10 protein-coding genes are annotated in these 13,749 nt (G+C 39.7%); 4 read left to right on the top strand and 6 right to left on the bottom strand.

Going from position 1 to position 13,749, the window contains the following annotated elements; genetic code table 11:
* Positions 1 to 18 precede the first annotated feature (18 nt).
* From BM161_RS13760 to leuA, 3 genes are all read right to left on the bottom strand, one after another.
* Entirely contained in the window at positions 19 to 2,124 is a 2,106-nt protein-coding gene (locus BM161_RS13760) for a methyl-accepting chemotaxis protein (RefSeq protein WP_074933755.1), read from the bottom strand.
* Positions 2,125 to 2,257: 133 nt separating this feature from the next.
* Complete coding sequence (locus BM161_RS13755) at positions 2,258 to 4,360, bottom strand: methyl-accepting chemotaxis protein (protein WP_074933752.1); 2,103 nt, start codon at positions 4,358 to 4,360, stop codon at positions 2,258 to 2,260.
* An 83-nt stretch (positions 4,361 to 4,443) separates the two neighbouring features.
* A complete protein-coding gene (leuA, locus tag BM161_RS13750) occupies positions 4,444 to 6,165 on the bottom strand; it encodes a 2-isopropylmalate synthase (protein WP_074933748.1) in 1,722 nt (573 codons plus the stop codon).
* A 146-nt stretch (positions 6,166 to 6,311) separates the two neighbouring features.
* Here leuA and BM161_RS13745 point away from each other — a divergent pair, with 146 nt between their 5' ends.
* The 4 genes from BM161_RS13745 (at position 6,312) to BM161_RS13730 (ending at position 10,322) form a co-directional block, all read left to right on the top strand.
* Entirely contained in the window at positions 6,312 to 7,292 is a 981-nt protein-coding gene (locus BM161_RS13745; RefSeq protein ID WP_074933745.1) for a TAXI family TRAP transporter solute-binding subunit, read from the top strand.
* Complete coding sequence (locus BM161_RS13740) at positions 7,289 to 7,807, top strand: DUF1850 domain-containing protein (protein WP_083425816.1); 519 nt, start codon at positions 7,289 to 7,291, stop codon at positions 7,805 to 7,807. The genes BM161_RS13745 and BM161_RS13740 overlap by 4 nt, the downstream gene beginning before the upstream one ends.
* A 78-nt stretch (positions 7,808 to 7,885) precedes the next feature.
* Positions 7,886 to 9,922 (top strand): TRAP transporter permease, encoded by a 2,037-nt coding sequence (locus tag BM161_RS13735; RefSeq protein ID WP_074933743.1) that lies wholly within the window; start codon positions 7,886 to 7,888, stop codon positions 9,920 to 9,922.
* A 127-nt stretch (positions 9,923 to 10,049) separates the two neighbouring features.
* Positions 10,050 to 10,322 (top strand): co-chaperone GroES, encoded by a 273-nt coding sequence (locus tag BM161_RS13730; protein WP_022932898.1) that lies wholly within the window; start codon positions 10,050 to 10,052, stop codon positions 10,320 to 10,322.
* 4 nt (positions 10,323 to 10,326) lie between these two features.
* Here the strand turns inward: BM161_RS13730 and BM161_RS13725 are convergent, their stop codons facing one another.
* Genes BM161_RS13725 through BM161_RS13715 form a run of 3 tightly spaced genes read right to left on the bottom strand, consistent with a single transcriptional unit; the run spans position 10,327 to position 13,744 of the window.
* Positions 10,327 to 12,192, bottom strand: a complete 1,866-nt coding sequence (locus tag BM161_RS13725; RefSeq protein ID WP_074933740.1) for a tetratricopeptide repeat protein — start codon at positions 12,190 to 12,192, stop codon at positions 10,327 to 10,329.
* Complete coding sequence (nusB, locus tag BM161_RS13720) at positions 12,173 to 12,658, bottom strand: transcription antitermination factor NusB (RefSeq protein ID WP_074933737.1); 486 nt, start codon at positions 12,656 to 12,658, stop codon at positions 12,173 to 12,175. The genes BM161_RS13725 and nusB overlap by 20 nt, the downstream gene beginning before the upstream one ends.
* Entirely contained in the window at positions 12,659 to 13,744 is a 1,086-nt protein-coding gene (locus BM161_RS13715; RefSeq protein WP_074933734.1) for an MOSP complex formation periplasmic protein, TDE1658 family, read from the bottom strand.
* Positions 13,745 to 13,749 lie beyond the last annotated feature (5 nt).

The raw sequence follows: 13,749 nt of genomic DNA, 5'->3' as shown, positions 1-13,749 counted from the left end.
GCTCAACCACCGCGCACGTTACACTTTAAACAAATCTACCTGCTCGCCAATCTTATCAATGGAACTCTTAACCTGATTCGAAATATCGCTGAGGGTTGAGCCAGTCTCATTGATTTTTTTTGCACCTATTGACATCTCAGACATGCTGGTGGTCATATAAGCAGTTGATTCTATAAGACTCTGCATATCCGTTACAATCTGCTTATTGCGGTCGGACATTTCATGTGATGAATCACGAACTTCACTCGTAGAAGTATTCAAATGTTTAAGGGCATCTATAATCTGCTTTGAACCTTCATTCTGTTCTTCCATTGCAGCCTGAATTTGAATCACAAGCTGATCTGTTTCCTTAATACAGCTTGAAACCTGAGTAAGAGCAGAACTTGCTTCATGAGATGAATTAACAACTCCGGAAATTGCTTCCATAATTTTTGTAAGCTGCTCACCAATTTTTTTAGACTGCTCTGAAGAGGTTTCAGAAAGTTTACGGATTTCATCTGCTACAACTGCAAAGCCCTTACCTGCTTCACCGGCATGAGCAGCTTCAATCGCAGCATTCATCGCAAGAAGATTTGTCTGTTCAGCAATTGCAGAAATAGCAGAGTTTGCCTCCTGCAGCATTTCCGACTGACCTTCTATCTTAAGAATCTGCTCATTAACATCTTCCTGTTTTGAGAAGCCTGTTTCAGCATTAGTCTCAAGGGTTTTAAAAGAAGATGTCATTTGTGCTACAGATTTATTTACAGAATTTATATTACCAACCATCTGCTCAACAGCAGCAGAAGCCTGCGTTACACTGGAAGACTGGTCTTCAATATGTACATCAAGTTCTTTAATTGATTTTGTAATATGAAAGACTGAATCACTGGTATTACTAACACACTTATCCTGATTATTAATCTGGGAATGAATACTGTCGATATTCGCAATGATTTCTGTAATTGAACTTGCAGTATTTTCTGTACCTTCATCAAGATTATTACCACTTAAACCAAGGTCTTCTTTTGAAGTCTTAAGGTTCTTTACAATATCATGAAGCTTGTCCATAAATTTGTCAAAGTTTATTATAAGCTCTCCAATTTCATCATAACAATAAAGCGTACAGCGTTTTGTTAAATCAGCATCACCAGTAGAAAGGTCTGCAAGAAAATATGAAACACCTTTAATTCGTTTAACAAGCCAGCGAATAAATGGTATACAGCCTGCAGCAATTATGAAAAACAGAAGAATGGAAGAAGGAATAATAATCTTAACTGACTGATCTCTGACTGCATTTATAGACGACATGGTTTTTGCAACAAACACCATACCGGCTATTGAGCCGTCATCATTTTTTATAGGATCATAAATTGTAAAATAATCGATACCATTAATTTTATTCTGACCTAAATACTGCTGACCTTTTTTCAACACTGCATCTGCAATTAGATCATTTTCAAGTTCTGTACCAACAAGATTAGCACCAAGTGTAGTTGCAGCTCTAATTCTTCCTTTGTAAATTGTACAATCCACAGAATGATGAGCCTGGACAATTGATACATACCCCTGCTGTCCCATTGTTGCAATATTATAACCAATTAAAAGGGCACCAATAACCTGATTGTTTTTTATAACCGGTGTAGAAGAGACAAGCGCATACCCGATATTTCCAAACTCACAATACGCATAGGACTTGTTACCACCAAGCGCTTTACTAACTAACGTTAGTGAGCTTTTGTATCCACGGTTTACATTATAACCTGCTATAACTGTTCCAGATTTATCAGTAAGGGCAAGAAGATCAACATCACAGATTTTTCCCTTATCTGATAAATATGCATCTTTATCGTAATCATCATAGGTTCCGTCTATAAAACCCTGAATACGATCCATTGAGGCAAGCATATCACCATAGCCATCAAGTGTTTCAAGCCAGTCATCTAAAATCCAGTGAACACCGTTTGTTGTATGCTGAAGATCTTGAACTGTTTTTTCAAGAAAGCCCTTATCGAAGGTAAAAAAAGAAATAGCGCCAGACATAAATACACCGATTACGCTGGCTCCAACAATCATCATTATAAGCTTTGCTTTTAATGACAAATTTCGCCTGAGGTTTGGATCAAACCTATTCAACTCTTTTGACATGTTCTCTCTCCATATATTCTTAAATATATTATTAAATATATTCTTAAATATCCTGCTTAAAGTATCATATATAAATGTCAAAAAAGCAAATTTAAATTTATTTTCGAGAAAAATATTATTTTTTTTTTGGATTTTAAACCTTAAACAAATCTACCTGCGCACCAATCTGCTGAATTGATTCCCTAACCTGAACAGAAATGTCGCCAAGAGTTGCTCCTGTCTCATTAATCTTTCGGGCACCAACAGCCATCTCTTCCATACTGGTGTTCATCATATCGGTTGATTCCTTAAGAATTTGCATATCCTTTACAATCTGTTCGTTTCTTCCAGACATTTCCTGAGAAGAATTACGAACTTCACTTGTAGAAGAATTCAGATGACGAAGGGCTTCCATAATCTGCTTTGAACCTTCATTTTGTTCTTCCATTGCAGACTGAATCTGAATTACAAGCTCATCTGTTTCCTTAATACGGGAAGATACCTCTGTAAGCGCCGTACTTGCTTCGCTAGAAGAACCTACAACCTCAATAATAGAATTCATAATCTTATTAAGCTGTTCACCAATCTTCTTTGACTGTTCAGAAGATGTTTCAGAAAGCTTACGGATTTCATCGGCAACAACCGCAAATCCCTTACCTGCTTCACCTGCATGAGCCGCTTCGATTGCCGCATTCATAGCAAGAAGGTTAGTCTGTTCAGCAATTGCAGAAATAGCCGTATTTGCTTCCTGAAGCATTTCCGACTGACCTTCAATCTGGCGAATACGTTCATTTACGTCTTCCTGTTTAGAGAAGCCAATCTCAGCATTATCTTCAAGAGACTTAAATGAAGAAGACATTTTTTCTACAGATTTGTTTACAGAATTAATATTTCCAATCATCTCTTCAACCGCAGCAGAAGCTTGAGTTACACTAGCTGACTGGTCTTCGATCAGATTTTCAAGATCTGTAATTGCACTTGAAATATGATGAACCGAGTTGTTTGTTTCTGAAACACTGTTTCCCTGATTATTTATCTGAGCATGAATAGAGTCTATGTTTGCAAGAATTTCTGTAATTGAACTTGCAGTATCCTGTGTTCCTGCATCCAGATTGTCTCCACTCACACCAAGATTTATCTTTGAATCTTTAAGAGTCTTTACAATCTCCTGTAATTTATCCATAAAAATATCAAAGTTGATAATGAGTGCGCCAATTTCATCACGAACATAAAGATTACAGCGCTTTGTCAAATCTGCCTCGCCGCTTGAAAGATCTTTAAGAAAAACAGTAACATTATTTATTCGCTTCATAATCCAGCGAACGAAGAAGTATCCGATTGTAGAAAGAATCAAGAAAAGAATTATTGCAACCGGAACTATCATTGAAATAGTCTGATTTCTTACCTTATCAATTACACTCATAGCCTTCGCTACGAAAACCATACCGGAAACTGTACCGTCATCATTTTTGAGTGGTGTATAAACTGTATAATACTCAACTCCGGCAATCGTGTTCTTTCCTACATATTCTACACCATCATAAAGAACCTGCTTAACGATTGCTTCATTATCAAGCTGGGTATTAAGCATGTGAACGCCAAGTGTTGTAGCAGCACGAGTTTTACCATCAAATACTGTACACTCAACTGTATGATAATCATGAACAATACCTACATATCCATCTGACCCCATTGTTGCAATATCATAAGCAATAAGAAGACAGCCCAGAGTTTTACCATTCTTAATAACTGGAGTAGCAAAAACCAACCCATAAGTCATAGCTCCAAGTTTGGTATATGCATAAGTTTTTTTACCTTTTAGTGCAGCCTGAATTATTGGAAGATTTGGTTTCTCACCCGGTTTAATCTCCCAGCCGGCATAAATAGTACCGCTTGTATCGGTAATTGCAAGAAGATCTACCTCACAAATCTCACCTTTTTCCTTAAGATATGCGTTTGGATCATCTGTATAAGTACCATCAAGATAACCTTTAATATGATCGGTTGAAGCCAGCATATCACCGTAACCACCCAGAGTATCAAGCCAGTCTTCGAGAATCCATTTAACACCACCGGTGGTATTTTCAAGTTCTTCAATACTCTGAGCATGCATACCCCGGTTAAAAACTGCAAATGCAACAGCACCAGAAACAAATACACCTATCATGCTGGCGCCGACAATCATTGCAATAAGTTTAGTTTTTAATGAAATATTTTTTCTTGGATTAGGATCAAATCGGTCCAAAGCTTTTGCCATAAATAAACTCCTAAAAGTAAAAATATAACAATCTATTTTATTTCTTACTTCTAATTATCGCACATTATGACAGAATTGCAATGTTATTTTATTTTTTTAATGTGACTAAAATTTAGGGCTGAAACAACGGCTGCAATACCGGCTCGTCCAACGTTAGAACTCTTTCCAACGCCCCATACCTGCTCACCATTATCTTTAGTAATCTGAACATAAGCAATAGCCTGTGTGTCTGAACCAAGACCAATAGAGTGTTCATGGAAGCTTGTGATATTGAAAGCCGGAGCAGGGGTCTGCTTCATGGCACTTACAAAGGCATCCAAAGGTCCGTTACCGTTTGCAGCAACAGCATAGCGATTTCCTTCCCATTCAACAGTAGCCATACCGGCAACCTGCTCTGGAAGATCTGTACCGCGCTCGCCTTCTATATGACGCTCTGTAATTTCGAGTACATTGAGTGGAGATTTTGTATAAAGCCAGGTTTCGGCAAAAATATCGTAAACTTCGTCCGGGCTGAGCTCACGCTGAAGTTCGTCTGCACGGGCTTTGATAACTGCGCCAATAACCGGATGCATTGCCTTTGGAGCAGCAATTCCAAACATTGTTTCGAGGATATAAGCTGCACCGCCTTTTCCACTCTGACTGTTGATGCGGATAATTCCATTGTATTCACGGCCAATATCGTGCGGGTCAATTGGAAGGTAAGGCACATCCCAAAGAAGATTTGATTTATTGCCAAACCGTGCATTAATTGCCTTGCTGATTGCATCCTGATGTGAGCCGCTGAAAGCTGTAAATACGAGCTCGCCCGCATAAGGAGAACGAGGATGCATTGCCATTCCAGTTAATCTTGTAAACTCAGAAGAAATAGTATCCAGATCAGAAAAATCAAGCTGAGGATCTACACCCTGTGTGTACATATTCAAAGCAACAGTTACAATATCAAGATTTCCGGTACGTTCGCCGTTTCCAAACAAACAGCCTTCTACACGTTCAGCACCTGCAAGAAGTCCAAGTTCACACTGAGCAATTCCTTCTCCACGGTCATTATGATTATGAAGAGAAATTATACAGTTTTCACGGCCCGGGAAATTTTCACAAAAATATTCAATCTGGTCTGCAAACTGATTTGGAAGACTGCATTCTACTGTAGCCGGAAGATTCAAAATCATCTTATTTTCCGGAGTCGCGCCCCAGGCATTCATTACCGCACTACAGATTTCAATTGCATAATCCATTTCTGTCTGAGTAAAGTTTTCCGGCGAATATTCAAAACGGAAGTTTGCAGGGGTACGGCCTTCTGCCTCTGCTTCTTTAGAAACTGCAGTAATATATTTTTTTACGCATTTTACACCGCTAACGGCAAGCTCAATTAATTCTTCTTTTGTCTTTCCAAAATTATATTTTCTCTGGGCTGGAGAAGTTGCATTGTATATATGGAAAATAACATTCTTTGCGCCATCAATTGCCTCAAAAGTTCTGGCAATCAGATGCTCGCGGGCCTGGCACAAAACCTGAATTGTTACATCATCAGGAATCAGTTTTTTTTCGATGAGGCGACGTATAAACTCAAATTCTGTATCTGATGCAGAAGGAAAACCAACTTCAATCTCTTTAAAACCGATTTTTACAAGCAGGTTAAAAAATTCAATCTTCTGCTCAATTCCCATCGGATTAATAAGAGCCTGATTTCCATCTCTTAAATCAACGGAGCACCATACAGGAGGATTTGTGATTGTTCGTGAAGGCCACTTTCTGTCTTTTAAAGGAACGGCAGTAAACGGTCTGTATTTTCCATTTGGATTCATATCCGCAACTCAATTTATAATTTACATAAAAAATCTTTTCCTAGCAATATGCAGAATTTTTGGAATTTAGTGCCACTTCAAAACTTTTGACTTATTGAAATTATGTTCCTATATATAGTAAAATATTATCATCAGGAGGAAGATATATGAAGAAAGTACTTAATGCTTCATTGGCACTGCTCGCAGCTGCCCTCATTTTCAGCGGATGTTCAAAATCAAATGCAAACGCTAAGAAAGACTACATTCTTGCAACAGGTGGTACCAGCGGAACTTACTATCCGTTCGGTGGTGCAATTGCAAATATCTGGAACACAAAAATTGCCAACATGAACGTAACAGCTCAGGCAACTGGTGCTTCTGCAGAAAACCTTCGCCTTATCAACAAAGGTGATGCAGAATACGCAATCGTTCAGAATGACGTTATGGACTATGCTTATCATGGAACAGACCTTTTCGCAGGTGAAAAGCTTACAAACCTTGCAACAATCGGAACTATGTATCCAGAAGTTGTACAGATTGCTGTTTCTAAAGCAAGTGGAATTAAATCTATCGCAGACTTCCGCGGAAAGCGCATTTCTGTAGGTGATGCTGGATCTGGAGTTGAATTCAACGCTAAACAGATTCTCGAAGGTTATGGTCTTACTTTTGATGATATCAAGAAGAGCAACCTTTCTTTCAAGGAATCTGCTGAAGGTATTCAGAACGGAACTTTGGACGGATGTTTCATTACAGCCGGTGTTCCAAACTCTGCTCTTCAGGAACTTGCATTCACAGCTGGTCTTATCCTTATTCCTATTGATCAGGCAGCAGCTGATGCAATCTGTGCTAAATATGGATTCTATACATATACAACAATTCCTGGCGGTACTTACAAGGGAACTGATGATGACACACCAGCTCTCGCAATCAAGGCTACACTTGCTGTAAGTTCAAAGCTTGATGAAGACACTGTTTATGAAATGACTAAGGCACTTTTCGCTAACCTCGACGAACTTTCTCGTGGCCACGCAAAAGGTAAGGAAGTTTCTGCTGCATCTGCTGTAACAGGTGTTTCAGTTCCATTCCACCCAGGTGCTTTGAAGTACTACAAAGAAATTGGTCTTAATGTAAACTCGGCAAATAATTGAACGTAAAAAAGTTTTCTACTTTTTTAATTTTACTTATTGCTGCAGTCGGAATCTTCTTTCTTCCTGCAGTACGAGTTCTTTCAATCAGCGGTAGAAAAAATCCAGATAAAGTATTTTATTCTGCCGCTGCTTTCAAAGAAGGCTTTATTATTTCTTATACACATTCTGTAAACAAAGGAAGAGTTCACGACTACTACAGTTTTTTACCAGACAGAACTCTAGAACTTTACAAGACACAGTTTGTTTCCTATGGAGCAGGCATTCCGGAACCGGAAGAAACTCCTGGAGCATTTTTTACCGTAACCAATGACGGTTACTTTATTGAAAATCTAAATAGAAAAGTTCCTCGCCTGGTAATGGCAGTTGGAATAGTCGCAAATCACTCTATTGCGGCAGGCTCAGAATTTGATTCAGGTAAAGAAAAGTTTTTCACAGATTATTTTGAGCCACAGACAAGTTTAATTCTTGAATATAAGAAAGTTTCAGTATTTTCATACATGAGACATAAATTATAAAATTTATGAAGGTGGTTTCGATACAGCCGCTCCGCGGCCACTCAACCACCGGGACATTGATAAAAAAAGGAGGTCCAGATGGACAAACAACCCCCGGCTGAACACAGCGCGATTGACAACATTCTTCCAACTTCAAATGAAGATGAAATGAAAAACTTGATGAAAAACCTTGACCGGGAGCAGGCTTATCGTGAACACAAATGCTGGCGCCAGTATATTACGGTTATCGTTTCAATCATTTTCGTAGCATTCCAGCTTTACGCCACCCTTTCAGGTGCAGTAACCGCCCAGATTTTACGTGCCACACACCTTGCCTTTGTCCAGTTTCTGGCTTTTCTCCTTTTCCCTGCAACCAAAAAGCTTCCACGTGATACACTCCCATTTTATGATGTGCTTCTCGGACTCGCAGGTGCAGGCTGCTGGATGTACATCGTAATCAACTTTCAGCAGCTGGTACGCCGCTCTGGAAACAATACAACACTCGACGTAATCATCGGTATTGTTGGTATTCTGATTCTTTTTGAAAGCTGCCGCCGTATTGTTGGTCTTCCAATTATGACAATTGCAGCAATCTTTATTATCTATGCCTTTACCGGTAAATATCTTCCTGGCTTCCTTCACCACAGAGGTTATTCTCTGCAGCGTGTAGTTTGCCACCTTTTCTACAATACAGAAGGTATTATGGGAACTCCAATTGGAGCCTGTTCAACCTTTATCTTCCTCTTCATTCTCTTTGGTGCTCTGCTTGAAAAAACAGGTATTGGTCAGTTCTTTATTGATTTGTGTAATGCAATTGCAGGTGGCGCAAGCGGTGGTCCTGCAAAGGTAGCAGTTCTTTCTTCTGCACTTTTGGGAACAGTTTCCGGTTCATCAGTTTCTAACACTGTAGGTTCAGGTTCCTTCACAATTCCAATGATGAAACGCCTTGGTTATAAGGGTGAGTTTGCAGGTGCCGTTGAGGCAGCAGCTTCCACAGGTGGACAGCTCATGCCTCCAATTATGGGTGCTGCAGCCTTCCTCATGGCAGAAAGTCTAGGTATGCCATACATCACAATTGTAAAAGCCGCAATCATTCCTGCAATTCTTTACTTCACAGGAATCTTTATTACAGTTCATCTTGAAGCAAAAAAGCTTGGTCTTAAGGGAATGCCAAAAGAACAGCTTCCACGCTTCCTTCCACTCTTCCTGAGTAAGGGGTATATGATTCTTCCATTGATTGTAATCATCTGGTTCCTTTGTGCCGGAAAGACAGCCGTTTACGCTGCCCTTATGGGTATTGTAGCCTGTCTCGTGATTGGAATTGTAGTTTCTATCGTAGACCTTGCAAAAGGCCGTAAGCCAACCTTTGGTTCAAAAGATTTAATTGATGTAATGTGTGCTGCAGCCCGCAACATCATCAGTGTTGCAATTGCCTGTGGTATGGCAGGAATTATTATTGGTGTAGTAACTCTTACCGGTCTTGGACTTAAGCTCGGAGCAGGACTTGTTTCACTTGCAGGTGGAAAACTCTTCCTCACTTTGATTTTCACAATGCTCGCTTCAATCATCCTTGGTATGGGAGCTCCTACAACTGCAAACTATCTGATTACTTCTACAATCACAGCAGGTGCTATTATTCAGCTTGGAGTACAGCCACTCGCTGCTCATATGTTTGCCTTCTACTTTGGTATTATTGCCGATGTAACTCCTCCGGTTGCCCTAGCAGCCATTGCCGGTGCCGCCATTGCCAAAGCACGGCCTATGAAAACGGCCTTTAATGCGACAAAGCTTGCAATTGGTGCCTTTATAATTCCTTATATGTTCGTTTATAATTCTCAGATGCTTATGATTGATGCATCAATCGGACGTATTCTGTTTATCATTGCAACAGCTTTAATTGGAATGTTTGGAATCAGCGTTGCACTTGAAGGCTATGGCTTCAACTTTACAGGTATATTCCATGGTAGTGATAAGCCGGTTGCACTGGTAACTACCTGCGATGTTATTGAACGCGTAATCTTTGCAGTTGCCGGCCTTCTCTGTGTAATTCCTGAGACTCGTTCAGACATCATAGGATTAAGTATGATGGCAGTGCTTATTGCTTATCAGCTGGTTGTTAAGAAATTAAAAAAATAACATGTCACCCCGAACTTGTTTCGGGGTCTCAGTTATAGATGCTGAAACAAGTTCAGCATGACAGTAATTATTTTGTTGACGTTATATAGTTAATTTTATTATCTTATAAATAAGAGGTTAAAATATTATGAAGATTAAACCATTAGCAGACCGTGTACTCGTAAAGAACGACAAGGCTGAAACAAAAACAGCAAGCGGACTTATCATTCCGGAGGCTGCACAGGAAAAGACTCAGACAGCAGTTGTTGTAGAGGTTGGACCTGGAACTGATGAGAATAAAATCACAGTAAAGAAAGGCGACAGAATCATGTATGACAAATATGCTGGAACTCAGGTAAAGATTGACGGTGAAGATCACCTCATTCTTCGTATGAGTGATATTATTGCTGTTATTGAATAGAAGCTTATCGGGTCGAGCCCGTTAATGACAATCTATCTTTCAGCATAGATGCCCTTGCGTTATCAGGATACAAAGAAGATGCGTATTCTGCAGAACGGAGGGCATTTTTTATGTCTCCGTCGCCGGCATATATGCAGGCAATGCGGTAGAATACTTCGGAACGCTTAGCGTTGCTGCTTTCACGGCCGGCAACCTTACCATAAAGATCTAAGGCTTTTGCTTTTTTACCCAGAGAAACATAAATGCTTCCAAGGTTTAGACAGGTTGATGTAGAAACAGCCTGTGAAATATAACCTTCGTCTAATAGCCCTGCACTCTCGTAAACACAGTATTCGTGCAGACGAAGGGCTTCTTCAGTCAATTTATTATAAGCGGCAAACCATGCACCAAACTCCATCATAGGAAGTTCATAGCCGCGTGCCTTTTCAATAAACTGCTCCCAGAAATCTCTTTTTGAATCATAAGGACTTAAGTCTGTTACATGATCATAAAAGAGCTTCCACGCATCATCATACTGCTTTGTTTTCAAAAGGAAATTAAGAGCATACTGAACTAAAAGACCTTTGAGCTCTCCGTCTTCGTTCAGGCTGTTTTCCAGCATGTTCCAGAGATCCCGGTTTTTGTCTTTTTCTGAAATAGAAGGATCTGTTTTATAACGTAGATCCAACTTTGCAATGTTCAGATACGGATCGTTGGTACGGCGGATAGAATCTTCAATTCTATAAAGTGCATCACTCATAGGAATTTTTCGACGGCTGTCATAACGCTCCATTTCGAGAGTCTGGATTCCGGCTTTTCTGAGGGCAGCAATTTCAGTATCTTCTTCGCGCTCAAGATTTGAGCGGTAAGCAAAATCAGCATAAAGAATAAGCCCCTGAATATTGTCTGGCCAGCGGTTTACAACATAGAAAAGCAGGTCTGCATTCTGTTCATCCATTCCCTGATTTTCTGCCCACTTTGCACTGTTCAGAATAATATTAGAAAGATATTCTTCATCACTCTTACGAACCTTAAGTTCATCAAGATTCATAACAATGCCGCGTCTTGCATTTTCTGCAGCTTCCATTTCTGAAACAGCCATGTATGAATCTGATTCAAGAGCTGTGAGAAGAACCGGAGAAGTCTTAAAGCTTACCGTTCCCTGGTAGCCGGTCATAAGACGGCGGGAATTATCTACAGCTTCAATTGCATTATAAAACTGGCCGGCATCATAACAAACCATAGACCAGAAATAAGCGTCATCTGCATCCTGGAAGAAGCCCGGATACAATGCAGCGGCAAGCCCATACTCACCGTTTAAAAGATTAAATACTGCGCAGTTACGAAGCAGCACAGCATTTTTTGAAGTTTTATATGCGTCTAAAAATATCTGATAGTATTCTTTTTGAGTATAAAAAGTGAAAGCTTTTTCATTTGAAGCAGCAGCCTTTTCAGCTGAATTACGAAGGATATATTCGGAATAAAGAGAGGCATACTTAGTTCCGCGCAACTTTTCCGCCGCCTTCCCCGCCTCGCCGAGGCGGCCTTCTCTAAGTAAAAACGCCGCGTACACCGCCTGCAGTTCTATATTCCCACCGTTTTTCTTAAGAGCCTTTTTAAGCACTTTTTCAGCAAGCTTAGACTCGCCGAGAGACATATATCTTTTGTATATACCAATGTAGGTCCACGAATCGTAAGCGCGCTTTTCTGCCTTGCGGAGTTCTTTTAAAGCCGACTGCATCTGATTCTGCATCACAAGAGCATCAATTAAATCAAACTGGCTTGTTAACGAGTTTTGTTCTGCCCTCATCCGGCAGGAAGAAAAGCAGAACAAAATAAAAGAAAATAATAAAAATGTAAGAATTAATTTTTTAAGCTCTTTTCGGCTCATCTTTTCCTATTTTATCAAGCACTGCATTAATAAACTTATAGGAATCATCAGTGTCAAAGTCTTTGGCAATATTTACAGCCTCATCAATGACAATTTTTGCTTCAGCGCCATTCTGGAACAAAATCTCATAAACGCTTGTACGCAAAATAGCAAGTGCTACTCGGCTGATACGCTCCATGCTCCATGAAGCAGACAGATGACTTTCAATAAGCTTATCAATTTCGTCAATATGACTGATTGTTCCTGAAATAATAATGCTTGCAAAAGTTCTTTCTTCTTTTGAAGTTTCTGAAAGTGCGAACATCTGCTCGTTCAGTTCATTCTGCTCTGCAACCTGATCGGCACTTCCAATCTCTGTATCTTTCTGCAACCATTCAAAAGTCAAAAGGTCATCCAAAGAAGCCTTTGTTACATCCCATGAATACAATGCCTGAAAGGCAATTACTCTACCATTTCTTCTGGACACTTAGTTCCCCCAATCCAGCAGCTTATCCAAAGCAGCGCCGCTCTTCTTCATATCAACATTCTCTGCAGTGTGAAGTTCTTTTGCTACATTTGTTGCAGCGTTATTCAAATAAATCTGCTGCTTCTGCTGAGTAAGGTTAGAACGGATATAATCATAAACAGTTACAGTTGTCTCCGGCTGAACAAGGTCACCGATTCCAAGCATCTTAGCATCATACTTTTTGATTACGCTAAGGAATCTGTAATCGTTAGCAGTTTCTTCAACATCAGAAGTATAGCCTTCTCCCTGAGTGAAAACAAAGATGAGGTTCTGCAAAGACATTCCAATTCCAGCTGCAGCTGCTTCTGTTTTAGGGAAGAGACCAAGACCAGCCTGGAATCCAGAACCTTCTGTCTGAGACTGAACTGCAATCTGCTCTGCAGAAAGAGTCTTTGCTTTATATTTTGTAAGGAAATCTGCAGTCTTCTGCTTAGCAGCTTCAGGATTGTTTCCCTTTGGAACAATTACGAGAAGCATTTTTACCATATCATTCCATACAAAAGAAGACTTATTGCTTTCATAAGCCATTCTGATTTCTTCATCTGTAGCAGCAACCTTCTGGATTTCTGCCTGATTCTGCTGAACAACATACTGCTGCATCATAAGAGTATTTTTAAGATGCTTCTTGTAGTCTGTTTTGTTCATGCCTGTCTGTTCCATAAGAACATCATCAAGAGTTTTACCCTGCTGCTTTTTAAGAAGTTCATCAAGTTCTTTTTCTGTTACACTTACACCAAGAGACTGGCTCATTGACTGAGCAAAATACTGATCAACAGAAGAGTCTGGAATAGAAACACCAGCTTTTGTAGCAGCCTGAACAATCAAAGTCTCTTCAATCAATGTATCGAGAACCTGTTTCTTCTCATCTATTGTAAGAGCTCTTCCTATCTGCTTTGAATAATAATCACATCTAACTCTAAGCTGTTTGAGTGTGATAGATTCATTCTTATTAAGTTTTACAACAGCAATTGGCTGCAAATCTGCCTGAGCAAAAGCAGCAACTGTAGTAAGCATTAAGATTGAAAGAACTGCAAAAATCTTTTTCATTTTAT

Origin of the sequence: Treponema bryantii, from assembly GCF_900113965.1 — a bacterium.
In the GTDB taxonomy this organism is placed as follows: Bacteria; Spirochaetota; Spirochaetia; order Treponematales; family Treponemataceae; genus Treponema_D; species Treponema_D bryantii_A.
Note: the sequence above shows the minus strand (reverse complement) of the source record. Positions and strands in the feature narration are given on the sequence as shown.